Below are 25,495 nucleotides of genomic sequence, written 5' to 3' on the forward strand. Positions count from 1 at the left end.
TGTAAATTCTTATAGTTTTCACGTCTTTCCATAATTTTTTTTGTATTACGGATAATTATGGCGTGATTCTGTCACGATGGTAATGGATAGAAATGCTGAAGACCAGAAATGATGACAGGGATCCCAGTAGTATAAAGTATCAATGAAAGTTCAGTTTTATATGGAGGTATGGTGCGGCTGGCAAGTCGCTACGGGATCGATACCTGTCGAGATTCGTTATGATTATTGTTTTGAATAGGAGAGAGTGATTATGAATTATGAAGAAATGCGGAATAAGTTATAGGATCATAAATTTGAATGGTTGTCATATAATGAGAGAGAGGAAATTTTTTTTTATGGAAAGGAGGATTTTGTATGAAAGGCAAAATTAAAAAAATAATTTTTTTTAGTATGTTATGTACTATGTTGTTTGGAGCTACTATTACGGCTAGCGCTGCCCATACTGGTTTGGGATGTAGATGGGTAGACACTGGAGGTTATTCATTTTGTAAAACTTGTGATCATAACTGCAAAAAATATGTATGTGCTTTTGATGATTCAATGCCTGTACATTATAGATGTGAGCATGGACATAATAGATAAAAAAAGTTCTTACATCCACATCCAAATTATTGAACTGAAACCAAAAAGTTGGACAGTAAATGGACTGAGTCCGATATTGAATCAGACTCAGTCCATTCAGTTGTAAACCTATACAATAAAAGAACTGGTTATTATTTGAACTGACCTCTGTCTACTTGACAGGGACCAGTTCAAAGCAGTCTTTTTTATTACGTGGTTTATACAGTTTGAACATTAACGGCCTGTAATCCGCGATTACCTTCTGTTACATCAAATGTTACAGACTGTCCCTCATCTAAGGTTTTAAAACCGTCCATAGCAAGACCTGAGAAATGAACGAAAATATCGTTGCCCTGCTCGTCGCAGATAAAACCAAAACCTTTTTGTGGATTAAACCATTTTACTGTACCTTTAGTCATGAAAGATACCTCCTTAAATATTAATATTGTATTTTTGCTAAAACTAAAAATCGCATATATATGTAAATCATCAACAGAATAATGACTTACATATACATGCGAAATCAAGACCTTATTTAAATACATTTTTTACTATAACACAACAGTTTAAATAAGTCAAGCAAAAAAATATGGGAAATAGGGAACGCATTGAAAAAAAACATCAAAAGGGCATAAAGTGAACAGTGCAAAGCGGAAAAAGGTGTTCCAGGCTGAACTTAGTGAGACATCAGGAAACTGGGATTTAATCCAAATTCAGTAAGATGGTGAGAAAACACTGTTTATTGGAGAATATTGGGAGATTAGATTTATAAGGTATTCCAGTGATTAGTTAGATTTCTGCTAACCACCAGATACCTTAGGAGGTACTCCACACAGGTAATTATTTCTGTTTTTATATTTTGCTATAAATTCAGGTTTGTTTTGCGTTAAAATCTTTGCTCATAAATAAACGGAATAACCTCTTCACGCTTGATGCTCAATACATAAGCAAACTCCTCGCAAAGCGTTTTTTCAGCATCTTTGAGAAAGCATTCGTCAGCGTTCTGCAGCCTCTTGTCTTTATTTATGCTCTTTAGCTCTTGTTTGTGACAACGCAAAGTTTTTATCATTTTTATAAGTTCGGAACGGTTGCCGTCTGCAAGAATCTGTCCGTATAATTCTTTCCGCTTACGATTATCCTTAACCCAAATGTAATCTTTACCCGACATTTTCTTAACTAGAGAAAAAAATTTCATCGGCAGAGAGAATGTGGCGGACTTCAGTTTTTCTTCTGTTACTTGTAGCTGAGATGTATACTGTCGAGGCAGTATGGTAAACAGGTTTAAGTACATAATATGGGTGAATTTTTTTCATCCATGCACATATCCTGTAATCCGGTAACCTTACAAACACCATGACTTCCGTATATGATGACATCGCCTATGTTCATAATATCGCACCTCTTTCTAATAAAAAAAGCGGTTCACTAATACTGGACTTTCGTCCCTGTAAAGCAAACCACACATCTGATATATATATTATAGCACAATTATAAATGAAATGTATACGGTAATTTCCTCCAAAATTGGCGACTATATCATGGGCTGATCTATTTAATATTTTCCGGAGTGCCGGGGGAGAGAGGGTAAGCAAAATGATGAAATAAAGAGATGAAAGTCTTTCAAAGGAGAAATAAAATAATGAATGAGCAAGATTATGATAATTTCTTTAGATTGCTTTGTAAATTACAAATTAAAGCACCATGCTGTAAAACTTTAAGCTGATAGTGTCATAGGTCTAATTTAGATGTTGTTGCTGTAATAATATTCCGGCAATATGGTGTAATTGAGCAGCAGTACCAATATGTGAATAATCTTCATGCAACATTATCTGCAACCATACCGGGAGTGCTATAAAGTAAACTCTAGTGCTGGTACTTTTAAAGAGTAATTGGGATAAATTGTTTTTCATAAAAACACGTATAATCCAATTATCTTAGATGGTAATTGGATTTTTCCTTTCTCTCAGAATCTACTGGGTCTTTTAATCCATCTCTGATATATTTTGAAATGGCACTGTGGATCTGTACCCGTAGAATTACGGCTTTGACTGTTTTGAGTTGACTCAGACCACCGCTTTTTGTCTACTACTGTTAATCAGTTTGTTAACGCATCGACGTTTGTATTTACGTGATTACACAGCCGAATTCTTTGTGGAAGACACCTCAAAAATATAATGTGATGAATGAAAAAGAATAATACAGGAAATATCTGTAAGCCAATGAAAGGTGGTTTTCAACCTATATGAAAAGAAAATGAATTATGGCTAATACAAAAATTAAGATGCAACTTGTGATGCTGGTCATGCAGATGGTAATAATAGTAAGCAGACTATTACCACAACACCATTACATGTGATAATAAGAGTTGAAACTTCGATTTCATTAGGAGAATATAAAAATGGAGGTGGGAGAAATTATGATTCAAGATGTATTGAAGCTTATTGAGTAAAAGAATAAAGCGGAGATCGAGTTGGAAGCGATTAGAAGTAAATTAATAGATGCGGCTAATGAATTAAGCTTTAATATTTTGGAAAATTACTTTTATGATACAATAAAAGATTTATTTACGCAGGTTCAATATTTGATTGCTGGCGCTAAGAGAGAAATGTTATCTGATATTGCTGAAAGTAAGAAAACCCCAAAATATCCACAATTATTAAAGCCTGCATACTATCCGGAAATTGACACATTAAACATTTCGGATGTAAGGACTGTGGAGATTCATGTATTTCAATTTCTGAAAGCGATTTGGAGAAATATAAAAAGGTATTTCATTGGGGGAGAATAGGCAACTCCTTGACAGAAGCGCGAGATAAAGAACTCGATGAATTACATTTTGTCTCAGGATGTATACAATAATGAGAATAAAGAATTTGAGTTGAAAGAAGTTCCATTCGATATTGATAATATAAATGCAAGATACTTATGGATTTGTTCAAGGCCGGTCAGGGACGAATACTCCGAAGGAGATGAATGAGGAACTTCAAGTATCGCAATTAAAAAGTTTTAGAGACAGTGCATAGCACTGCCCCAAAACAACCAGGAATGGACGCTGATGCCCCCATAATTTTAGACCTATAGAGTAGAAACCATTTAAGAAGAGTGTTAAGGCAATTGTCGAAGCAACCGTATATAATGGTTTGATTCGCGCAGCACATGATCTGCTAGCAAAGGTAAAATAATACTTCGTATTTTACATTCATTGATTCCTTTTGTACCAGCTTCTTTGAAATCGCGGTATTTTTCAGTTTTTTTGTAATGTTGTATCTGTTACGCTGTCAATTGTCATATCAGTAGCTGCCCTTGCCGCTTGCATTAAATTATTATATTCCCCAGCAAAATCATTTGCTGTTTTTATGAGATCGCATTCGGTTGGATCAAGCAAACCTCGGATAAACAATGCATGTTCCATCATAATTTGATCCCAAAACAGCTCGGTTTCTTTTAAGGTTTCTTCTGGATTCTGCTGTTTTTCCAACGCGACTAAATGGCTATGATACATTTTGGCTTCACGCAGGATATGTTCAATGAGAAGTGGGTAGTTTACCGTGAACATGAGACAGGACAATACGTTATTTAATATTCTTGTCTTGAATTCGATAAGACCTTCCAGTATTGGTATGGCGAAGGCATTCAGTTGGCTTACCTGCTGTATCAATGCAGGGGTAATCAAGGGATTGACTGTGCCATAAAGAGCTTCTTCCAACTTTGTGATCTCCTGATTGATGGCTATGCCGGTAAAGTATTGTGTTTTTTGTTCGCTGCCAAGAGTGTAATCTGTGACGATTTCACCGGAGGACGCAACAAGAGGGCTGATAATACCATTCCCCAATACTACGGCATTATGTAAAATAGCCTCGAACTGCTGCTTGTATTGATCAGCAACAATGGAAAAGTCAGGATTGGCCGGAGTAAAGCCAGCTTCCAGGAATAAGGAATGCTCTTTCATAATGCGTCCAAAAAAACATATTTAGCTCAAGTGAGAGGATTACATATTGCTGTTCAGTAATCATAGAAAATCTCCTTTATTATTCTACCGTTATCATATGCCAGAGCTGATGGCTTATTGACTGAAAAATAAGAAATACTTATATATTTATTTGTTGGGTTTTGGGAAACGAATAATGAGATTAATTGATGCAGATATATCAAAGAGGTGGATCGTGGCAGGTGGTCAATACTGTATAAACCACCACATCCCAAACGAAATTTAAGCACATGAAATGTGGTGGACATAAAATTAAGCTTCTTCACCAATAGGATCATCAATCAAGGTGGCTGCTCTAAAGTCATGAAAGTGACCATCGCTAGTTTCTGTTACGGATTCGAGAAAATGAACATGTCTGTCCCCAACAGGAATTGCAAGCGATGTTTTGCCACGAAATTCATGAAAATGATCTTCATAAAAATCCGTTTTAAATTTTACTTCATGAAAGTGGTTATTACCAGCAGGAATTGCTTCACCGGAAACCGTGGCAAAACGATGATTATGTGGATCTTCTTCGCGTTCTGCTATCTGTACGCTGCCTTGAATTTCGTGATTGTGTGACCTTTGTTTATATTGACATTCACAACATTCTTTATACCAATTTTGGTTATAATTCCCCATATTGATTTACTCCTGTGCTTTAATATTATGAAAACTTTGTTTTTCATAATTATTATATGAAGATAATGCATTAAGGTGTTGTTTCTAGACGGGGAATTAAGGCTGAACAGAAGGTTCAACTGGAAAGGAGATAGTATCACACTAAGTTGTACAGGAAGATGCACAAAGATAAATAAAGACTAACTATTAAAAGTCAAACAAAGACATTTAATCCTATCAATGGTTGTTGAGGCTAATATTATGTCAAGAGGAGAAGTCTGTTCTCACTTAGATACTTTAATTGAAAGGGGTAATAAAATTCCAAGCTGGAAAAATGCCACAGACAAATGGAAACAAGATCGTTATTATATCATTAGTTATAATGCCAACAATTTACCAAAAGTAATATTTGATAGAATTATTCTAAAATATTCGGAAATAACGCAAAAGAGCAATAGGAATAGCTACTCCTGAGCAAGAGGTTATGTGGGCAGCGCAAAAACAAGTTGAAAATAAAATTCCCAAATTTCCCACATGTAACTCAACCAACATTACACGTATATCAGCAGCCTCAAAAGTAATTAATGCTGGAATGTTTGGACTACTGGGGAATAAAAGAAAGAAGACTTTCCATTGTAACAATTGCAAATATGAGCGGTAAAATGATAAAAGAATCTCTCTGATTATTAGAGGTTCTTTTTTATGCCAGTCGAATAAATGTTCTGGCTGTGATATTTCTTGATCTCTTTCTTCGATTCTTAAGCAATTGGTTTATGAGATTGCATACACACTTCGTATAACCCGTCTTCAGTAAGAAACCACTTTTCTTGAATGCCTCTAGGGGTGGCAGATTTGGCTTCCATCCTGTAATAATGTGATAAAACAGGATATAAAAAACTAAAAAAATTTTAGGCATGCTAAAATTAATTGTACACAATGCCGAATTTTCATATGGAATTTAAGTTACAATGTCCATTGTAGGAGTGAATCCTTAGTGATAAGATTATTATATAAAAAAATATTTAGATAACACAAAAAAATAAGAGGAGTTTACTTGTGAAAAATTCAGACATGTTTAAACGTTATGGACTGTTTATTGCAGGAGTTATATTCAGTGCATTGGGAATCAGCCTTATAACGAAAGCAGGGCTTGGTACATCACCGATTACAAGCCTTGCTTTTGTGTTGACCTTTATCTTTCCTAAGAGCCTGGGCGTATTTACAATGATGGTTAATTTTGCTATGTTTCTGCTTGAGGCAGTTCTTTTGGGAAAAACCTTTAAGAAGATCCAGCTTTTGCAGCTTCCTGCCGCACTTCTGTTTTCCCTGTGCATTGACGCATGGATGTATCTGCTCTCCTTCTGGCAGGTGGGAAGTTATCTGGGTGAAGCTCTGATGCTGCTCTCGGGCTGCGTATTCTTAGGCTTTGGAATATCCCTTGAAGTGATTCCCAATGTGCTTATCCTGCCTGGAGAAGGTCTGGTAAGGGTGATAGCAGGGCTTACAGGCTGGAGGTTCGGCAGGGTTAAGACCGGATTTGACCTGAGTATTGTTATCAGTGCTGTGATTGTGTCTGCACTTGTGACAGGCAGCGTGCTGGGAATCAGGGAGGGAACAGTGATAGCTGCTCTTATTGTAGGAAGTATTTCTCATTTTTTTATAGACAAGGTATCTGGCCTGCTTGCAGGGTGGATACCCGCTTATACCAATACAGGGGATGCCTGTCTGTAGGCGTTGTTTCTGTTAGTCCGCCGGAAACCGGGTACCTCTGTATAAAATGACGGTCATAGCAACGCCCCTACACAATCTCTATCGTACAAAAAGAGCCAGTCTAATGGCTTGGCTCTTAATTTTATCTGACTAGCTAATTCAAAATATGGTCCCATTAAATTTTCTCTTCATCAGGAACACTGAATGCCTTTCTAAAAATTGGTTCAAACTCATCCCATGTATCAAACCCTTTCATCATAGTAGTAGAAGTAGAGATTTGCTGGACTATATGCTGATAACCTGTTTCCTGAGAAAGTCCTTGGTGTAAGCGGTATTTTCTGTATCCGTTTTTATTTAAAATTGGATTGAGTTTTTTCAACTCATCCAAAATTCCTTCTGGTAATCGATTGTAAACGAGAAAATTTGTAATCTGTCCAGCATATGGAGTTTTTAATCTACCTTTATAATCCCAACCCCTTAGTCTGAACATCTGCTTATAAAATTCATCTGGGAAGGTTTTTACCCATGGTAAAAATTCTTCTGCTATGTATTGAGCGAATAATTCTTGCAATGCTTTTGCATCACGTTCAAATTGATAACCTGTTGCTTCATCAATTAATACAATAATACCGACCTTGGCAAGAGATCTCATTAAAATATCCGCTACATCTGCAAGCTGTTTTTGACTTTCCAATAACACATCATCATCTCTTGCAGACAAGTAAATATCACAAATACTAGAAAGTATTTCTGGTCTATAACCAATGAGTTCCCTACCGTTTCTGGTATATTCAACAGAAAAATAGTCTTGTGCAAATTCTCTTTCTATATATGGTAAAAGATTATTTGTGGTTAAAAAATGCTGGTGTATTCTTTAGGCGATATCCTTCAGACGGTTTACCTTTTCTGGGTCTATCAAATACAGCGAAAACGGCCACGTTTGTTAATATCTGTTTAATTCATACTTATAATATCCAGCGCCTCATGAAGCGTTGATATCGTGTACACTTTGGAACATGCATTAACAGCACAATGAAATATGGCTTTCATGTACTGTGAGGAGTGGTGCTCTCTGAACACTCCCTATCTTCAATGACCTTATCCCGACATTGCTTGCGCAATTGTTACCATCGGATTATACATAGTGATACATAGATAGGGCTAGCTGCTTCGTTGGTGATTGTACATCTGCTGGGAATTATTTTTTATCCCTAGAAATCTCACTCCGGTGTGTAAACCGTTTGACTTGTTTGCCTTGTTTTTCGGCTTCTTCTAGAATAGAAGAGTAGTGAGCATTACACTTTCAAGCAATTAATCCTCTTTTTATTTTAAAACTTTCGTCTCATGGAATTGTTTATATCGCCATTATGATATATTCTTCCCCATGATAGTCATGCACAACACCAGCAAACTCTTTGAAAAATTCATTCTTTAGTATAGAATGTTTTACCTGAATATTGTGTAAGATTAGACTTTAAAATGTAGGTATGTATCCTCGATCTGTTTTTTGTGATTTTCCTACTTGCATTAAGCAGACTTACAGAATAGTAGATATCATATTTTACACATATTCTTCTAATGGCGGCATCTTCATCGTTTCCGTATACCTCTGTATAATGATTAAACATTTGGTCGAGACATTTTTTTACAAATTGGTAGATGATAATTCCAACCGGCGTAAAGTTCGCTTTGGGAAGCTGGGAAGTTATCTAACTTCAAGTATTTTGTTCCACAAGTAGGACACTTATAGAAATTTGGTTCTTCGTCTTCATTTCGCTTGATTTTTGGAATTGCCGTATTTTTAGACGGTGCAGTAGCAGTAACACGTCTATTAGATTTTTCTTGTGCCATTTACACACACCACCTTTTTTTACAATAAAATAAGCACCAACCGCCAGGGCAGTGGTGCATGTTAATAGTTTCAACACTTAATTTCTAAATGAAAGCGCAGATTCAACAGAAAAATAATCAGCATTTTCTATATCACTAAATTGTCATATCAGTAAAAAAAATATTGATATAATCTTGTCGATGTTATATACTTTTAATATAACTAAAAGGAGGTATACATAATGAAAGGTTTTGGAATGCTCTCTATTGATAAAGCAGGTTGGATTGAAAAAGAACGTCCGGATTGTGGGGCTCTAGACGCAATTATCCGCCCAATAGTACTCGCTCCATGCTCTTCTGACAACCATCTTCTCCACGGTGGCTTCGGAGACCGTAAAGATTTAATTCTTGGACATGAGGCAGTGGGAGAGATTGTTGAAGTCGGTAATTTGGTCAAGAATTTTAGAATAGGAGATATTGTTGTCGTACCATGTACCACTCCGAATTGGCTTGCCGAGAACGTACAAGGGGAATATAATACGCATGACGAAGGACTCATGAAAAGTTTTAAGTTCTTAGGTTCTAAAGATGGTACTTTTGCGGAATACTTTCATGTTAATCAGGCAGATGCCAATCTAGTCCTTTTACCAGAAAATGTATCACCAGAAGCTGCTCTAATGACCGTTGACATGATGTCTACTGGTTTACATGGTGTGGAAAACGCTAATGTCAGATTCGGTGATAAGGTTGTTGTCATCGGCATAGGGCCTGTTGGACTTATGTCAGTTGCAGGAGCTAAACTGCATGGTGCTGGTCAACTGATTGCAATCGGAACACGCCCGAATTGTGTTAAAATTGCAAAAGAATATGGAGCAACAGATATTGTAAGTTATAAAGATGGTGATATCGTAAAACAGGTACTTGAATTAACCAAGGGCGGTGCTGATTCTGTCATCATTGCCGGGGGAGATGGCGATATCCTACGACAGGCAGTGGAAATGACGGTTCCGGGAGGATATATTTCCAATGTTAATTTCTTTGACGGTCAGGACGTGCTCTCTATGCCCACATTATCATGGGGACTTGGCATGTCAAATAAAACAATCCGTGGAGGATTCTGTCCAGGCGGCGCCCTTCGTATTAGAAAAATGCTTAATATGGTTCAACATGGTAGAGTTGACACAACAAAACTTATTACACATCGATATAACGGATTTTCAAAAATTGAAGACGCTTTTTATTTAATGGATCAGAAGCCAAGTGATCTAATTAAACCAATAGTTTTTATTGATTAGTTTTACAAGTAACTCCATTATTAGACTTTCAAATTCAGAACTTTTATTATTTTCTCATATGAACTTTTCTTTTTCAGAGTAGTTGTTCTACGGTTATCCTTAACCATATTTATGGCGGAGAAAGAAAAGTTCATATGAGTAATTAAAAAGAACAGGGCAATAATCTAAGACAATAATCGAAAAAGAGCCGCTATAAATGGCGACTCTATTTTAAATTAAGATAAAACACGCATTTCTTACTTTATTAACCCCTTATACACCAATGCTCCGTCACTCAAAGTTGAGAGTAATATTTCACCCGTAACCATTTTACCGTCAGAATCGACAGCATAAATCTTTCCGGATTTTGCTACTAACTGAGAGGTACACATAGCTCCATCAGGGCCTAGATAATACCATGCTTAGTTATACTAATACCATGTATTTATCACCATGATTCCAGCACCATTAAACCAATACCATTTGCTATCAACTTGCACCCAATCATTACGGACTGCAAGACCGGTATCTCCGTTATAATACATCCAACCATCTGTAACCTGCACCCAGCCTGATGACTTTTTGACCTCTATCCCTATCAATGCCGCGTTGAATGCCTCCCAGGTATGTTGTGTCTGATTATATATGAAGGGATTAGGACAGATTTTTCCGGTTACGTCATAGTGTCGAATAACATGATCGGCTGGAATATTATATATTAATAACTTCTCTCTAAGAAAAGAGAAATTCAAACGGAAAAACATAAATTATTAACTTCATATAATTTTACATCTGGCAATGACACCAGAAATAAATATATTATAATTCACTATGTAGGAGCTCTTGGGGGAGCAGAAGCAAACTGCAAATATTACGTTTCCCAGTACATCGGGGCCAGCGCTCACTATTATGTTGGATTTGACGGGGAAGTTTGGCAGTCCGTTGAGGACAAGAATATAGCATGGCATTGCGGAGCGAAGGCATACATACACCCAGAATGTCGGAATGCAAATAGCTTGGGGATTGAACTTTGTGTAAGAAACAATGTCAGTTTGGCCGATACAAGTCGGGACTGGTACTTTGAAGATGCTACGGTGCAAAAGGCCATAGAATTAACAAAAGAACTGATGGCAAAGTATACCATTATACACTTTTAGTAACAGAAATGCAAACTAAACATAAAGGTATTAACAACAAAAGTAAATAAAAATAATATAAAAATAAATAAAACTATCTACAAACATAGCAATATGTGATATAATAAAGACAGTTAAGAAATACGAAGCAACAAGCCTAAACGTCAAAGCGTTATGTCGGGGCAATTCCTGACTAGGTTATCAACAAGTGATGATACTTGCCCCTGGCTCCTTGATAATTGAATAGACTTTACACAATCTTGCATATCGCCTCCTATTCATGTTATAATGTATAAAAGGACGGTGATAAAAGGTGCCTGAAATATCATTATTTTATGGTATACGCATAACAATGTACTACAATGACCATATGCCACCACACTTTCATGCTGAATACAACGGTAATAAAGCATTAGTTGACATTATCAATATACAAGTTATAAAAGGCTCGTTACCAAATAAGCAGCTAAGATTAATACTTGCGTGGTGTACAATCCATCAAGACGAATTAATGCAAGACTGGGAACTTACGAAGGACATGAAACCACTGAATAGAATCAATCCCTTAATATAGGAGGTGTGAATATGCAAGATTATTTTCCGGTAGTTGTACAAGTAATACCACTAGACAATTACCATGTGCAAGTATTTTTTGATAATGGAAAAATCGTTGAATATGACACATCAAGTCTTTTACAAGGTGAGATTTTCAAACCATTGCAAGATATCCAGGTATTCAAAGATACATGTACCGTATTGAATGATACTCTGGCGTGGGACTTATCGGGAGACAGGAATCCAAGTGAATGTTTAGATATTGATCCTTTCACACTTTACGAACTGGAATCCATTAATCACTTAATCGCATAAAAGGTTAAAAAAACAAAGAGTGTAAAGCCTATTGAATTATTAAGGGGTTACACTCTTTTTAATTTGCCTTGATTCTGGTATAATGGCACATATAATAAGGAAGTAAGGTAAATAAGGAGGTCTTTGGAAAATGATTTCATACAATCCACTATGGAAATTATTGGTAGATAAAGGATTGCACAAACAGGATTTACGAAGTCTGATAGGGTGTAGCTCTAACACAATTTCCAAAATGTCAAAAAAAATCAATATGTTTCTATGGCAAACATAGACGCAATATGCTTTGTTCTTAATTGCGAAATATCAGATATTATTGAATATATTGAAAACGGAAATCCAAAAGACAATATCGTAAACGATAATAAAAATATCGAAAACGATTGATAAAAAGCAGCAAAACATGATATACTTATTATAAGTTAAAGGAAAGGAAACAACGGATCATGAGCTGTTTAAAAGGTTCATAACCTGACTTTCCTATCGCTCTAACAAAGAGTGTAGTAATAAAAAGTCCAGTAGCGTCAACTACCAGACTTTTCCGGGAATACTGAAATTTATCAATATTCACTCCTGGACAGTTTGAGTATAACACATTTCTTTAATAGTTGTCAAATCTGACAATTTAAAAAAATTCCCAAAACAAAAAGGAGAATTAACCATTGTAACTTATTAACTAGCTTGCACAATGAAAAACAAATATCCATGTTTAGAAGTAGTTTGAGGGCTACGCAAGTCGTCATAAGTGCATATAACGAAAATTGAAAATATGGATATTTCAAACGGTCTACCTTATAGTATACTGTTTCTTTCCATACTGCGACCTTAAGCGGTATGGTGACTGGTATCATGGAATATGAATGTTGCCACAAAATAAAAAGAAGCAAGAAAACGCATATAAAGCCATTTTAAGGAGTTAGGCACTGTAGGAATGATATAGGGAAGAGATAGACCAAAAACCGCTGTAAGACTATTGTAAAGATGGATTTCACTGGCAATAAGAGGCAGACAAAAAGCGGTATAGAAGTGAATAAGCGATAACACAAATTTTTAGCCAGTAGGCTTGATCTATATAATTGCAGTCAAAAGAAATCGAAAAAAGAACGTGATGTAAGCGAGAAGCAATATAGTTTTATCAGTTATATAATGCAAGCGAAAATACACCATTGCAGTATATGGCAAGGGATATAATATGATTATGAGATTAAGTTGGAGAGGAAACCAACATTACAATGAAGATGTTTCGGCGTCCACAATAATGGAATTGAATAAACCATTTAAAATGAGCATACATAAGTATGTTGGTTGTGGAGATAGATTATATTTTACTTGTCCAGAACTTGGTTTTCCCAAAAAGATTTGCAGACTGAAGATTGGGATAAAGCAGAAGAGTTTGCAGTGCAGCTTATGATGGAAAAGGCTGAATCAATCTACGAGAGAGTCAAGGAAATGCTATAAAAATCAAGTTTCATGATGAAATGGAGGGTATGGCTGAGTAGTTGGAATTTATTTACTAAGAGGAAGCCTGATCACTATGAGCCTATACTTTGCTTTTTGAATAATGGTCAACAAATTATCCTGGCACTAGATGAGGATAATCAGACATGGCTCATGTGATAGCTGGTGAAGCACAATTCTGTGATGATGCTGAGCAAAAATATGTGGGATCAGTAGTTTTGAATCGTGTTGCCCATTCGAAGTACCCAAACACAATTAGAGGAGTTGTGTTTGAGAAAAAAACAGTATTCCAGTGTGGCCGATGGCAATTATTATCGGGAACCAACGAAAAGTAATTGGGCAAATGCGAAATGGTTGCTTGAAAACGGGGGCATCCTTCCGGGATATGTTATCTATCAATCGAAGGGTAAACAGGGGCATAGCGTGTATTTGAAGACTAAGTGGCATCAATATTGCTACTAACTATATTATCGCTGTCTCTAAATAAGACAGCGATTTACATAAATTAAGAGGTGAAGTATTATTTGACTCAAGAAGAATTATTGAAATATGCTCTTAGTAATGGTATGATTAACTTGGCTGAAGTGTCAAAACAAGTTAAGATGGAAATGATTAATAGAATAGAAGAAGTCCATAATTACAAAATCACTCCGTTACAAGGAGCTAATGACCAAAGGTGGCAAACTTATGTAGTGGACAAAACTAAAAAAACAGGACGAAAGGTAGTTAAAGCTGCAACAAAAGAAAAAACTTTATAAGAAATTAGCCGAGTATTACGGAATTACTGAAGATCCAAACGGATTAACAATGGCAGATATCTTTAAAGAATGGATTCCGTTTAAGAGAAGCATTACAAATTCTGAAAACACCATTTATAGGCATATAAACCATTGGAGAAGATATTGTAAAAACTGCAATATAGTACGTATGCCGATGAAAAATATAAATGCCATTCAGTTGGATTCGTGGGCTAATAGCATGATAAAAGACAATAATATGACTCGGAAAGAGTGGCAGAATATTAAAACAGTAATTAGTGGCATTTGGGATTATGCTTATAGAAGTGGAATTATATTAAGCGATCCATGGTTATCAATAAAAATTTCGGTGAAATTTAGGCAGATATCTAAAAGACCTCCAGAAACACAAGTGCTTATTGGTGATGATATAGACAAGCTAATCTTTAAATGTCAAGAACTGTATGAAACTACAAATAATGAAGCATACATCGCAATCATCTTTAATCTCTATTGTGGTTTAAGAGTTGGAGAATTGTATATCCTATGAATGGAAAATAGAGAATCATACAAAAACATATACAAGCAGATATGTCCCACTGATACCAAGAGCAATTCATATATTAAAAAAATCTAATATCAAAAAACGGTGACTATTCCTCTAATGATAGATTCTTATTTACAAAGAATGGTAGTCATTTGAATACAAATCAAATAAGTGTGGCGTTATCGCATGCCTGTAAGCAAGCCGGTATTCATCAAAAATCAACGCATAAAATAAGAAAGACGTTTGCTAGTAAACTAGATGCAGATGGCGTTCCCACTGATGAAATAAGGACTTTACTAGGTCATACAGATGCTCAGACAACATTGGGATATATTTTTAATCCACTTCCAAAGGACGAAACATTAAATATGATTCAAAAATCATTCTAAAATATAGGTGTAGTCAAGTGTATTCAACGGATAAAAAAGGAAAAACCCCAAACTCCTTTATATACAAAGGAATTTAGGGTATATTAAAAGCAGGGGAAGAGGGGCTCGAACCCCCATTTACGGTTTTGGAGACCGTTGCTCTACCATTGAACTATTCCCCTATAAGTCGGCGTTACATCTTTGCCTGAGCACTTAGAGAGTATAGCATAGAAGTTTTTAAATTGCAACAGTTTTTAGAAAAAAAATAAAAAAATTTATTCTGCTGTTATTGAATCCCTGTTTGTGGTAAAATAGTATGGCAAAGGAAGTCCATGGGCAGAAGTCATATTTTATGGGCTTGGTTTGGCATTTTATATGAAAATCAAATGTTAAAACTGTTAAAATGAATTAGAATGAAAAGTATCATTGATAATGATTCCCAAAATAAAACTTGTCTCAACAAAAATATGCTTATCTACAAAGCGTTCCCTCGGAAATAATTACAGGATGTGCACAAAAAAATGGCTATTTAATCGTTTATGAAACATAATTTGACAAATCATGTCAAACATGATATATATAATTTATAACTTTTTCTTCATTATAAAAAGGAGTTGTGATTATGAAACAGTTAAAGATTATGTTGCCAACTGTTGATGAGGCGAAGAAGTTTGTTGCTGCTGCTGTTAAATGTGATTTCGACATAGACGTATATTACAATAGAGTAACCATTGACGCAAAGTCTATATTAGGAGTATTGAGTTTAGATTTGACACAGGTTTTGACCGTTGAGTTTAACGGGGAAGATGCAGAGTTTGAGGCATTCCTGAAGGCGAAAGCTCCAGGTAAATGTTCAGCAGCATAAACAGACGCAAAGGAAAGAGGGAATTGTATGCCGCACGGCCTGCAGTTCCCTTTTTTTAATTCACAGGTAAATTCGGATGCCTTTATGCCCCAAAAACAGGGCAGGAAAAAGGAAAAGGAAAGAACGGGAAAGAAAAGGAAGGGGGGAACGCCGGAGTGGAGGAGGCAGAGAAAAAAATCCTGAAAATATCTGTCAGGAATCTGGTTGAGCTGGTACTGCGCTCCGGTGACCTGGATAACCGGCGGACCGGAGGGGCTGAGAAAACTGCCATGCAGGAAGGGAGCCGGATACACAGGAAGATCCAGCGCCGCATGGGAGCGGATTACCGGGCGGAAGTGGTGTTAAAGCATGAGGTGGAAGTGGATCAGTTTCAGATTCTGGTGGAGGGGCGGGCCGATGGCATCATTGAGAAGCCGGAAGGGGTGACCATTGATGAAATCAAAGGCATGTATATGGATTTATCCTATTTGTCAGAGCCCATTGAAGTACATTTAGCCCAGGCTATGTGCTATGGGTATTTTTACTGTTTTGACCATCAGCTGAATGGGGCTGTCATGCAGATGACCTACTGCAACATTGAAACAGAGGAAATACGGCGTTTTCAGGTGGAAAAATCCTTTGAAGAGCTGGAAAGCTGGTTTCAGGGCCTGATTCATGAGTACATTAAATGGGCAAGATATTTATACAACCATGGAATAAGAAGAGATGAGTCCATAAAAGAGCTTTCCTTTCCCTATCCCTACCGGAAGGGGCAGCGGGAGCTTGTGGTGGCTGTTTACCGGAGCATTGCCAGAAAGAGGAACCTTTTCATCCAGGCTCCTACGGGAATCGGAAAGACCCTTTCCACCGTTTATCCGGCTATTAAAGCCATTGGGGAAGGACTTGGAGACAAATTGTTTTATCTGACTGCAAAGACCATAACCAGAGGCGTGGCGGAAGAAGCCTTTGACATCTTGCGGGACCATGGGCTGTATCTGAATTCAGTGACCATAACGGCAAAGGAAAAGCTGTGCTTCCTTGAAAAACCAGAATGCAATCCAGATGCCTGTCCTTATGCCAAGGGGCATTTTGACCGGGTGGGAGATGCGGTTTACGATATTATACACAAGGAGACCGGGATCACCAGGGAAACGGTGCTCCGCTATGCAGAGGAATACCAGGTGTGTCCATTTGAATTCTGTCTGGATATCAGCAACTGGGTGGATTCCATCATCTGTGATTATAATTATGTATTTGATCCAAATATCCGCCTGAAACGGTATTTTTCCGAAGGCATTACCGGAGAATACCTGTTTTTGACAGATGAGGCCCATAACCTTGTTCCAAGAGCCAGGGAAATGTACAGCGCCACTGTCTATAAGGAGGACTTTCTTCTTATTAAAAAGATTTTGAAACCCATGAGCCCAAAACTTGTCAGGATGCTGGAGCGGTGCAACAAAGAACTTCTGGAAATGAAACGGGAATGCGAGGATTTTCAGATACTGGATGACATCCGTTTTTTTATGACCAGTATTATGACCCTTTTCGGGGAAATGGAAAAGTTTATGGAAGCCGGTGAGGAATTCCCGGACCGGGACCTGATTCTGGATTTCTATTTTAAACTGCGGGATCTTCTGAATATTTATGACCGCCTGGATGAGAATTACCGGATTTATACAGAGCTTTTGTCCGATGGGCGCTTTATGCTCAGGCTCTTTTGTGTAAATCCTGCAAAAAACTTAAAAGAGTGCCTGGACAAGGGGAACAGCACTGTGTTCTTTTCTGCCACACTGCTTCCGGTCCGGTATTATAAGGAGCTGCTAAGCGGTGACCAGGAGGAATATGCGGTGTATGCCCAGTCTCCTTTTGATCAGGAGAAGCGTCTTCTCATGGTCGCTTCTGATGTCAGCAGCCGCTATACCAGAAGAAACCGCCGGGAATACCAGAAGATAGTGGATTATATGCGTAAGATCGTGTCAGCCCATAAAGGGAACTACATGGTGTTTCTGCCGTCTTACCAGTATTTAAAGGCAGTAGAGGCGATACTTGAGGGAATGGGAGAAGTAAAACAGGAGTTTACTTGCATGTCCCAGGCAGCCCATATGAGCGAACAGGAGAGGGAGGAGTTCCTTATGGAATTTTCAGAGGAGCGGAAGGATTCCTTTGTGGCCCTTTGCGTTATGGGAGGCGTATTTTCAGAAGGCATTGATTTAAAGGAGGGCCGCCTGATCGGAGCCATTATCGTTGGCACAGGCCTTCCCATGGTTTGTACGGAGCAGGAGATCTTAAAGGGGTATTTCGATTCCAGGGAGCAGAATGGGTTTGATTATGCCTACCAGTATCCGGGGATGAACAAGGTCATGCAGGCAGCAGGAAGGGTGATCCGCACGGTCCGGGATGAAGGAGTCATCGCATTGCTTGATGAGCGTTTTTTAAAACCTGACTGCCAGGCCCTGTTTCCAAGGGAATGGGACGGGTATTATGAAGTGCAGCTGAAAAATGTGGATGAAGTGGCCCGCAACTTTTGGACCGGGCGAAAATAAAAGCTGCCGTCCAAAAGAGGCGGCAGCGAAAAATCCTTTATACTGGTCAAAGCATGTCCATGAATTGTTTGGAAGCCTGGGAAACGGGTATGTTTTCATTATAAGCCACGACCATCTGGCGGGTAGGAAGCTTTTCTGAAAGCTTTACCTGAAATAAGTCCCTGTCATTTTCAGGAATGCAGTAATCAGGGACAAATGCGATCCCCAAGCCAATGCGGGCCAGGTCGATTAAAAGGTCGTTGCTGCTCAGTTCAATTTCAGGAACCAGATCAAGCTGTTCCTTTTGGAACATGTGATGAAGGAATTCGCTGGTGGTACTTTTTCTTTCCAGCATCAGTATGGGATAGGTCTGGAGAGTCCCAAGGCTTACGGTCTGTCCTTTCAAAGGAAAATATTCCTGGTTGGCCACGAATACATCGGCAAATTCATTGATGACCCGGATGTTCTGGGAGCTTGAAAGCCTGAGTTGGGGTAATTTGTAATGATAAAATCCACCTGCCCGATTTCCAGAAGATGAGCGCATTCAATGGAAGTCTGGTTGGTGACCTTAATGTGTACATTAGGGTAGGTTTTATGAAATTTATTTAAATATGGAACCAGGTAATAGCGGCAGATGGTGTCGCTGGCACCGATCCGCAATTGGCCGCCGTTTAAGGTATTGGCCTCCAGCAGCTGGTTTTCTCCCTTTTGGATCAGATTAATAGCCGGTTCTATGTGCTTTAGGAGGATGTCCCCTTCCGGGGTAAGCTGGACCTTTTTCGTGCTCCGGACAAAAAGGGTCTGGTTCAGCTTCTTCTCCAGCACCTTGATGGACTGGCTGACTGCCGACTGGGAGATGAAAAGCTGTTTGGATGCCTCCGAGAAGCTTAAGGTGGCGGCAACGTGGTAAAAGACTTTATAAAGTTCATAATTAATATCCATTATTAGTCCTCCTTATAAACATATGGATATTCTATCACGGATCTGATTGGTTTGTAAAGGCGTTTGACAAATTTCCTGGGGTGCGGTATAGTACGGGCACAAGAGCCAGGATATGAAAAAGAGAAGGAGCAAAATAAGAGTATGCATGATGATTTTTACCAGATGTATCTGGAAGAGATGGAACATATCCCTCCCTGTACCAGGGAAGAACAGGAAAGGCTTTTAAAGGAAGCTGCAGAGGGTAAGAAGGAAGCAAAAAAAAGGCTTGTGGAAGGAAATTTACGGGCTGCCCTGGAGCATGCCAGGGAATATGACGGCAGGGGCGTGCTTATGACGGATCTGGTCCAGGAAGCCAATATGGCTCTCATGATGGCTGTGGAAGAGTATATCCAGGCGGAAGACAGACCGGAGTTTGACAGCTATGCAGGCCAGAGGATCAGGATAGCCCTTGATGCAGCGGTGGAGGATCAGCAGTTTGCAAAGCAGACAGGAGAAGAACTGGCTGCCCGGGTGAATGTGCTCCAGCAGATATCCCAGCTTCTTGCAAAGGAACTGGGGCGGGAGGCTACGGTAGAAGAACTGGCAGACAAGATGAAAATGACCGTGGAAGAAATAAAGGGGATCATGAAGATTGCAATGGACGCCATGAGCATGAATGCCAAAACCATGGACTTAGAAGCCCTGGCAGGAGTGGAGGGCATTGAAATCACTGAGGATGAAGAGGCTGAAGATTACGATTACGAAGAATAAGAGACTGGGAGAGATGAAATGAAGATATATCTGATACGCCATGGACAGACGGACTGGAATATCCAGGGGAGGATCCAGGGAAGCCATGACATTCCCCTTAATGAAACGGGCCGCAGACAGGCAGAACTGCTGGCAAAAGGCATGGATTCCCGTCCGGTTTCCAGGATTTTTTCCAGCACCTTGACCCGTGCCATGGAAACAGCCGAAAGGATCAGCAGCAGGCAAAAGGTGGAAATCTGCTTTATGCCCCAGCTTATAGAGGTGGAATTCGGCAAATGGGAAGGCATGACATGGGAGGAAATCATGGAAGCCTATCCAAAGGAATACAGGCTGTGGGCCTTAAGCCTGACGAGGCAGCCCCTCCAGGCGGGGAAACCAGGGACCAGGTCATAAGCCGCTGCGTCCAGGTGGTCAGGGAAATATTAAGGATCACCGGCGGCAGAGAGGATATTGCCATCGTATCCCACGGCGCAACCATCGCTTATCTGGTTTCCTATATGATGCGCAATCATCCGGAGGTAGAAAGCATTATTGTGGAAAATGCAAGCATTACTACGGTCAATTACAGTCCGCTGACGGAAGATTTCATGCTTTTGGAAATGAATGATTCATCCCATATGGAAGAATAAAGAAAAAGAAGCAAGGAAGCCAAACGGCTTCCTTGCTTCTCTTGAACCGACACTTAATCAAATAGTGTTTCTATAAGGATTTTCACCATGGAAGGGTGGTACGGATATACAGCCTATCCCTCCCGGCGCAGCGCAGGGAAGTCTGCATAAGTACTTCCTTTGAAGCGGAATCGTCGAAAATACTGACCATATTGGCGCAGGATTCCACAATAGAGTTAATCTGCCCGGCCTTTTCAATGAACTTTTCAATTTGTTCCTCTTGAAGCTGCAGGCATACTTCCAGATAGGGACTTTGTTCCTCTTTCTTTAAGCTGGCGTTTTCAAATGAATATTTTTGGGATAAGTCCTTTAATTGCTGATGAAGATCCATAAAATGTAGCACTCCTTTATAAAAAAATCTTTTATTACTATAGTGCAAATTTTTTTAAACTTTCAAGTATTTTAATAAAAAAATAACGAATTTTGTCGAAATATGTCGTAAACGACAGGGACCAGATGATACATAAGGCAGGCTGGTGATTTCCTTCTGCCGCCTACATTAATGATATTAACTATACTGATTAATAATATAAGATATATTAATTTTTCTAATCTATATATCCTGTGGTATGATTAATACACGAGAATAACAGGGAAGTTCCTGTTCGGATAAATAAATATGCGGGTATCCCAGTATGCCCCAAAAGCATGGGCGAGAAGGAGGAAATCATGAGTGTAAGAAGAGTGTATGTTGAGAAGAAAACGGCCTATGCCGTAAAGGCGAATGAATTAAGAGAGGAAATCGCAGGCTATCTTGGTATCAATACAGTAACCGGTGTGAGAGTGCTGATCCGCTATGATATGGAGGCACTGTCTGATGAAGTCTATGGGCTGGCTCTTACTGCTGTTTTCTCAGAACCTCCCGTGGATGAGGTTTATGAAGAGGCTTTCCCGAAAAAGGAAGGGGATGTGGTTTTTACCGTAGAATACCTGCCGGGCCAGTTTGACCAGCGGGCTGATTCCGCGGAGCAGTGCGTGAAGCTGTTAAAAGAGGATGAAGAGCCTGTGATCAGATCCGCAACCACTTATGTGATCTCCGGCGCTCTTACAGAAACTCAGATTGCCGACATCAAATCCTACTGCATAAACCCGGTGGATTCCAGGGAAGCAGATGAAAGAAAGCCGGAGACTCTTGCTGCAATGTTTGAGACTCCGGAAGATGTGATTGTTTTTGATGGTTTTACAGGCCTTGCAGAGTACAAATTAAAAGAATTGTATGAGTCCTTAAATCTGGCAATGACCTTTAAGGATTTTCTCCATATCAGGAGTTACTTTAAAGATAAAGAGCAGAGAGACCCGTCCATGACAGAGGTAAGGGTTCTTGATACCTATTGGTCTGATCACTGCCGCCATACCACATTCCAGACGGAATTAAAGGATGTGACATTTTTAGAGGGAGATTACCGCAAGCCCATTGAGGATACCTACAGGCAGTACCTGGCAGACAGGGAGGTGGTCTTAAAGGGAAAGAGCGGCAAGTTTGTATGCCTTATGGATCTTGCTCTCCTGGCGATGAAAAAGCTTCACATGGAGGGAAAAGTGGAGGATTTGGAGGTATCCGATGAGATCAACGCCTGCAGCATTGTGGTTCCCGTCCTGATTGACGGTGTCAAAGAGGAATGGCTGGTGAATTTCAAAAATGAAACTCACAATCATCCTACGGAAATCGAACCCTTTGGCGGCGCGGCCACCTGCCTTGGCGGCGCGATCCGTGACCCGCTTTCCGGCCGTACCTACGTATATCAGCCATGCGGGTAACCGGAGCGGCTGACCCAAGAAGGCCGTTAAGCGAAACATTAAAGGGAAAGCTTCCCCAGAGAAAGATCGTGACAGGTGCTGCAGACGGCTACAGCTCCTACGGAAACCAGATCGGTCTGGCAACCGGATATGTAAAGGAGATTTACCATCCGGATTACGTGGCAAAGAGAATGGAAATAGGAGCTGTCATAGGTGCTGCTCCAAGAAAGAATGTCATCCGGGAGACTTCGGATCCAGGGGACATGGTCATTCTCCTTGGGGGCCGTACCGGACGGGATGGCTGCGGCGGAGCTACCGGCTCCTCCAAGGTCCATACGGAAGCTTCCATTGAGACGTGCGGAGCAGAGGTCCAGAAGGGAAATGCGCCCACGGAACGAAAGATACAGCGTCTGTTCCGAAGAGAAGAAGTGAGCAGACTCATCAAGAAATGCAATGACTTTGGTGCAGGAGGTGTGTCAGTTGCCATAGGAGAGCTGGCAGACGGCCTGCGGATCGACCTGGATAAGGTGCCGAAGAAGTATGCAGGGCTGGACGGCACGGAAATTGCCATTTCCGAGTCCCAGGAACGCATGGCGGTTGTGGTTGATCCCGGGGATGCAGACCGGTTCCTGACCTATGCGGCAGAAGAAAACTTAGAAGCAGTGGCAGTGGCAGTGGTAACAGAAGAACCAAGGCTTGTGATGAGCTGGAGAGGAAAGACCATTGTGGACATCAGCCGGGCGTTCCTGGATACCAACGGAGCCCATCAGGAGGCTTCGGTTGTTGTAGAGGTTCCTGACAGAGAAAAAAAATGTCTTTATGAGACGGGAGATCCCTGATATCAGGGAAGCCTGGCTGAAGCTGTTATCTGACTTAAACGTATGCTCTCAGAAAGGGCTTGTGGAAATGTTTGACAGTTCCATAGGGGCGGGAAGCGTGTTCATGCCCTATGGAGGCAGGTACCAGATGACAGAGACTCAGACCATGGTGGCAAAGCTTCCGGTGCTTCATGGAAGGACCGATACCGTAACCATGATGAGCTGCGGCTTTGATCCTTATCTGTCAAGCTGGAGTCCGTATCACGGCGCAGTTTATGCAGTATTGTCCTCTGTTGCCAAAATTGTGGCATCAGGCGGTGATTACAGAAGGATCCGTTTTACCTTCCAGGAGTATTTCCGCAGGATGACAGAGGATCCGGCACGCTGGAGCCAGCCTTTTTCTGCCCTTCTTGGGGCTTACAGCGCCCAGATCGGATTTGGCCTTCCTTCCATCGGAGGAAAGGACAGTATGTCAGGCACCTTCCGTGACATTGATGTGCCGCCTACCCTTGTTTCCTTTGCTGTGGATGTTGCAGAAGGCCGGCATATCATTACGCCGGAATTAAAAAAAGGCGGGAAGTAAAATCGTGGTATTCCGGATTGAGAAGGATTCCTATGATCTTCCGGTATACAGCCAGATTATGAAGGGGTATGAAGCGCTGTTTGAGGATATCTGCGCAGGCCGTATCATATCTGCCTATGCGGTGGAAGGCCATGGAATCTGCGAGGCAGTCAGCAAAATGGCTTTTGGAAACCGGATGGGCATAAGGATCGGGCACAATGTAGATCCAGGAGATTTCTTTAAGGCCGGCTGGGGGATGTGGTATGTGAAGTTCCGGAAGGAAAGCTTGGGGAACTGGCAGTATCCTATACTGTCATCGGTGAAGTCACGGATAGGAGTATGTTTGAATACGGCAGTACAGCCATTGCCATAGATGAGGCGCTTAAGGTGTGGTCAAAGCCTCTGGAGGATGTGTTCCCTGTGGAATCAGGAACAGAAAAGGCTCTTGTTTCGGAGCAGCTTTATGATACAAAGGATATTTACATCTGTAGGAACAAGGTGGCAAAACCCAATGTATTCATACCGGTATTTCCTGGTACAAACTGTGAGTATGACAGTGAAAGGGCCTTTGAAAGGGCAGGGGCCAATGTGGTGACAAGGGTCTTTCGGAATTTAACGGCCCAGGATATCAGGGAATCTGTGGAAGTATACCGCAGGGAAATATCCAAAGCCCAGATCGTCATGTTTCCCGGAGGATTTTCCGCCGGCGACGAACCCGATGGTTCTGCCAAGTTCTTTGCCAATCTGTTCCGGAACCAGGTGATCAAGGAGGAAATCGGGAAGCTGTTACATGAAAGGGATGGCCTGATGCTTGGAATCTGCAATGGTTTCCAGGCCCTGATTAAGCTGGGGCTTGTGCCCGAAGGGATGATCACAGAGCAGCGGGAGGATTCTCCCACTCTGGCGATGAATACCATTGGCCGCCATATTTCCAAGATGGTCTATACTAAGGTGGTGACCAATAAATCGCCATGGCTTTCAGGCGCAGAACTGGGCGGCATTTACTGCAATCCGGCTTCCCACGGTGAGGGACGGTTTGTCGCAGGAGAGGAATGGATAAAGAGGCTGTTTGACAACGGTCAGGTGGCTACCCAGTATGTGGATGATAAGGGCTGCCCTACAATGGATGAATGCTGGAATCCCAACGGCTCTTACATGGCGATTGAGGGAATTACAAGCTGACGGGCGGATCCTGGGCAAGATGGCCCATTCTGAGCGCCGCGGTGAATCAGTGGCCATGAACATTTACGGAGAGCAGGATATGAAGATTTTTGAATCCGGCGTGAAATATTTCCAGTGAGCAGAGTCTGCTCATTGCTTCCAGAAACAATTTGTGAAAACCGGAGTATTATAATTATAAAATATAAAGCGTTTCTTCTGCGGATAAGTATCTGCGGAAGAAACGTTTTTTGTTTTAAGTAACTTAAAATTGTAACACTTTTTAACGGCTGGAAGGAGGCATCTGCACTTGACAATCCATAAATTTAAGCCTATGATTCATCAGGTATATTTTTATTTATTATTGGAATTTTGGGCAATAATAAAATTATGGAAAGATAATGCATCAGAGAGGAAA

The 25,495-nt window shown here is 40.2% G+C and carries 23 protein-coding genes, 1 tRNA gene and 3 pseudogenes; 16 read left to right on the top strand and 11 right to left on the bottom strand.

The window, feature by feature from the left end:
- Window positions 1–354 precede the first annotated feature (354 nt).
- Complete coding sequence (locus JCM10519_RS26495) at window positions 355–582, top strand: hypothetical protein (RefSeq protein WP_347843142.1); 228 nt, start codon at window positions 355–357, stop codon at window positions 580–582.
- Window positions 583–779: 197 nt separating this feature from the next.
- On the opposite strand, the gene JCM10519_RS04770 is transcribed toward JCM10519_RS26495, so the two are convergent.
- The 3 genes from JCM10519_RS04770 to JCM10519_RS26500 all read right to left on the bottom strand — a co-directional run bounded on the left by JCM10519_RS04770 (window position 780) and on the right by JCM10519_RS26500 (window position 1,950).
- Window positions 780–980: a cold shock domain-containing protein gene (locus JCM10519_RS04770; protein WP_054738115.1), complete on the bottom strand. Its 201-nt coding sequence runs from the start codon at window positions 978–980 to the stop codon at window positions 780–782.
- A 467-nt stretch (window positions 981–1,447) separates the two neighbouring features.
- Window positions 1,448–1,852, bottom strand: a complete 405-nt coding sequence (locus JCM10519_RS04775; RefSeq protein WP_054738116.1) for a hypothetical protein — start codon at window positions 1,850–1,852, stop codon at window positions 1,448–1,450.
- Window positions 1,843–1,950, bottom strand: a complete 108-nt coding sequence (locus tag JCM10519_RS26500) for a CarD family transcriptional regulator (RefSeq protein ID WP_347843143.1) — start codon at window positions 1,948–1,950, stop codon at window positions 1,843–1,845. Before JCM10519_RS26500 ends, JCM10519_RS04775 begins: the two co-directional genes overlap by 10 nt.
- Before the next feature lie 1,081 nt (window positions 1,951–3,031).
- Here JCM10519_RS26500 and JCM10519_RS04780 point away from each other — a divergent pair.
- Both JCM10519_RS04780 and JCM10519_RS26505 read left to right on the top strand, forming a co-directional pair.
- On the top strand, window positions 3,032–3,349 hold the full coding sequence (locus tag JCM10519_RS04780; RefSeq protein WP_054738117.1) for a hypothetical protein: 318 nt from the start codon (window positions 3,032–3,034) through the stop codon (window positions 3,347–3,349).
- Between the two features lie 36 nt (window positions 3,350–3,385).
- Window positions 3,386–3,538 (top strand): hypothetical protein, encoded by a 153-nt coding sequence (locus JCM10519_RS26505; RefSeq protein WP_347843144.1) that lies wholly within the window; start codon window positions 3,386–3,388, stop codon window positions 3,536–3,538.
- Window positions 3,539–3,666: 128 nt separating this feature from the next.
- Here JCM10519_RS26505 and JCM10519_RS26510 read toward each other — a convergent pair whose 3' ends face one another.
- The 3 genes from JCM10519_RS26510 to JCM10519_RS04790 all read right to left on the bottom strand — a co-directional run bounded on the left by JCM10519_RS26510 (window position 3,667) and on the right by JCM10519_RS04790 (window position 5,170).
- Complete coding sequence (locus JCM10519_RS26510; protein ID WP_347843221.1) at window positions 3,667–3,828, bottom strand: DUF2935 domain-containing protein; 162 nt, start codon at window positions 3,826–3,828, stop codon at window positions 3,667–3,669.
- Window positions 3,806–4,510, bottom strand: a complete 705-nt coding sequence (locus JCM10519_RS04785) for a DUF2935 domain-containing protein (protein ID WP_347843145.1) — start codon at window positions 4,508–4,510, stop codon at window positions 3,806–3,808. Before JCM10519_RS04785 ends, JCM10519_RS26510 begins: the two co-directional genes overlap by 23 nt.
- 291 nt (window positions 4,511–4,801) lie before the next feature.
- On the bottom strand, window positions 4,802–5,170 hold the full coding sequence (locus tag JCM10519_RS04790; protein WP_054738118.1) for a YmaF family protein: 369 nt from the start codon (window positions 5,168–5,170) through the stop codon (window positions 4,802–4,804).
- A 1,035-nt stretch (window positions 5,171–6,205) separates the two neighbouring features.
- Here JCM10519_RS04790 and JCM10519_RS04795 point away from each other — a divergent pair.
- Window positions 6,206–6,880, top strand: coding sequence for a DUF6198 family protein (locus JCM10519_RS04795; protein ID WP_054738119.1), 675 nt, complete (start codon window positions 6,206–6,208; stop codon window positions 6,878–6,880).
- A 154-nt stretch (window positions 6,881–7,034) separates the two neighbouring features.
- Here JCM10519_RS04795 and JCM10519_RS04800 read toward each other — a convergent pair whose 3' ends face one another.
- The gene (locus JCM10519_RS04800; protein ID WP_054738120.1) at window positions 7,035–7,559 is read right to left on the bottom strand and encodes a P63C domain-containing protein; all 525 of its coding nucleotides are present in this window, start codon (window positions 7,557–7,559) and stop codon (window positions 7,035–7,037) included.
- Between the two features lie 920 nt (window positions 7,560–8,479).
- Complete coding sequence (locus JCM10519_RS26515; protein WP_347843146.1) at window positions 8,480–8,710, bottom strand: hypothetical protein; 231 nt, start codon at window positions 8,708–8,710, stop codon at window positions 8,480–8,482.
- A gap of 221 nt (window positions 8,711–8,931) precedes the next feature.
- On the opposite strand from JCM10519_RS26515, the gene JCM10519_RS04805 reads away from it, so the two are divergent.
- From JCM10519_RS04805 to JCM10519_RS26520, 7 genes are all read left to right on the top strand, one after another.
- Window positions 8,932–9,984: a zinc-binding dehydrogenase gene (locus tag JCM10519_RS04805; protein ID WP_054738121.1), complete on the top strand. Its 1,053-nt coding sequence runs from the start codon at window positions 8,932–8,934 to the stop codon at window positions 9,982–9,984.
- A gap of 725 nt (window positions 9,985–10,709) precedes the next feature.
- On the top strand, window positions 10,710–11,120 hold the full coding sequence (locus JCM10519_RS04815; protein WP_347843222.1) for an N-acetylmuramoyl-L-alanine amidase: 411 nt from the start codon (window positions 10,710–10,712) through the stop codon (window positions 11,118–11,120).
- A gap of 292 nt (window positions 11,121–11,412) precedes the next feature.
- Window positions 11,413–11,673 (top strand): DUF4160 domain-containing protein, encoded by a 261-nt coding sequence (locus JCM10519_RS04820; protein ID WP_054738123.1) that lies wholly within the window; start codon window positions 11,413–11,415, stop codon window positions 11,671–11,673.
- Between the two features lie 11 nt (window positions 11,674–11,684).
- Window positions 11,685–11,969: a DUF2442 domain-containing protein gene (locus tag JCM10519_RS04825; protein WP_054738124.1), complete on the top strand. Its 285-nt coding sequence runs from the start codon at window positions 11,685–11,687 to the stop codon at window positions 11,967–11,969.
- A gap of 1,979 nt (window positions 11,970–13,948) precedes the next feature.
- Window positions 13,949–14,182 (top strand): hypothetical protein, encoded by a 234-nt coding sequence (locus JCM10519_RS04840; protein ID WP_054738126.1) that lies wholly within the window; start codon window positions 13,949–13,951, stop codon window positions 14,180–14,182.
- 49 nt (window positions 14,183–14,231) lie between these two features.
- Window positions 14,232–14,711 (top strand): hypothetical protein, encoded by a 480-nt coding sequence (locus JCM10519_RS04845; protein ID WP_347843147.1) that lies wholly within the window; start codon window positions 14,232–14,234, stop codon window positions 14,709–14,711.
- A gap of 86 nt (window positions 14,712–14,797) precedes the next feature.
- Window positions 14,798–15,097: a tyrosine-type recombinase/integrase gene (locus tag JCM10519_RS26520; RefSeq protein WP_347843223.1), complete on the top strand. Its 300-nt coding sequence runs from the start codon at window positions 14,798–14,800 to the stop codon at window positions 15,095–15,097.
- Window positions 15,098–15,187: 90 nt separating this feature from the next.
- On the opposite strand, the gene JCM10519_RS04850 is transcribed toward JCM10519_RS26520, so the two are convergent.
- Window positions 15,188–15,258, bottom strand: a tRNA-Trp gene (locus tag JCM10519_RS04850).
- A gap of 440 nt (window positions 15,259–15,698) precedes the next feature.
- Between JCM10519_RS04850 and JCM10519_RS04855 the strand changes: the two genes are divergently transcribed.
- Together JCM10519_RS04855 and JCM10519_RS04860 are read left to right on the top strand one after the other, a co-directional pair.
- Window positions 15,699–15,941 (top strand): HPr family phosphocarrier protein, encoded by a 243-nt coding sequence (locus JCM10519_RS04855; protein ID WP_054738128.1) that lies wholly within the window; start codon window positions 15,699–15,701, stop codon window positions 15,939–15,941.
- Between the two features lie 155 nt (window positions 15,942–16,096).
- Window positions 16,097–18,463: a helicase C-terminal domain-containing protein gene (locus JCM10519_RS04860; RefSeq protein WP_054738129.1), complete on the top strand. Its 2,367-nt coding sequence runs from the start codon at window positions 16,097–16,099 to the stop codon at window positions 18,461–18,463.
- Window positions 18,464–18,509: 46 nt separating this feature from the next.
- Here the strand turns inward: JCM10519_RS04860 and JCM10519_RS04865 are convergent.
- Window positions 18,510–19,384 (bottom strand): annotated as a pseudogene (locus JCM10519_RS04865) (LysR family transcriptional regulator).
- Window positions 19,385–19,525: 141 nt separating this feature from the next.
- Between JCM10519_RS04865 and JCM10519_RS04870 the strand changes: the two are divergent.
- Both JCM10519_RS04870 and JCM10519_RS04875 read left to right on the top strand, forming a co-directional pair.
- Window positions 19,526–20,134 carry a sigma-70 domain-containing protein gene (locus tag JCM10519_RS04870; protein ID WP_054738130.1) on the top strand — a complete coding sequence of 203 codons (609 nt, stop codon included), beginning with the start codon at window positions 19,526–19,528 and terminating at the stop codon, window positions 20,132–20,134.
- Window positions 20,135–20,152: 18 nt separating this feature from the next.
- Window positions 20,153–20,763, top strand: a pseudogene (locus tag JCM10519_RS04875) (histidine phosphatase family protein).
- Between the two features lie 82 nt (window positions 20,764–20,845).
- Here JCM10519_RS04875 and JCM10519_RS04880 read toward each other — a convergent pair.
- Window positions 20,846–21,133 (bottom strand): hypothetical protein, encoded by a 288-nt coding sequence (locus tag JCM10519_RS04880; RefSeq protein ID WP_054738131.1) that lies wholly within the window; start codon window positions 21,131–21,133, stop codon window positions 20,846–20,848.
- A 338-nt stretch (window positions 21,134–21,471) separates the two neighbouring features.
- Between JCM10519_RS04880 and JCM10519_RS04885 the strand changes: the two are divergent.
- Window positions 21,472–25,219: pseudogene (locus tag JCM10519_RS04885) on the top strand (phosphoribosylformylglycinamidine synthase).
- Window positions 25,220–25,495: the final 276 nt, after the last annotated feature.

Source organism: Clostridium sp. NkU-1 (assembly GCA_001312405.1).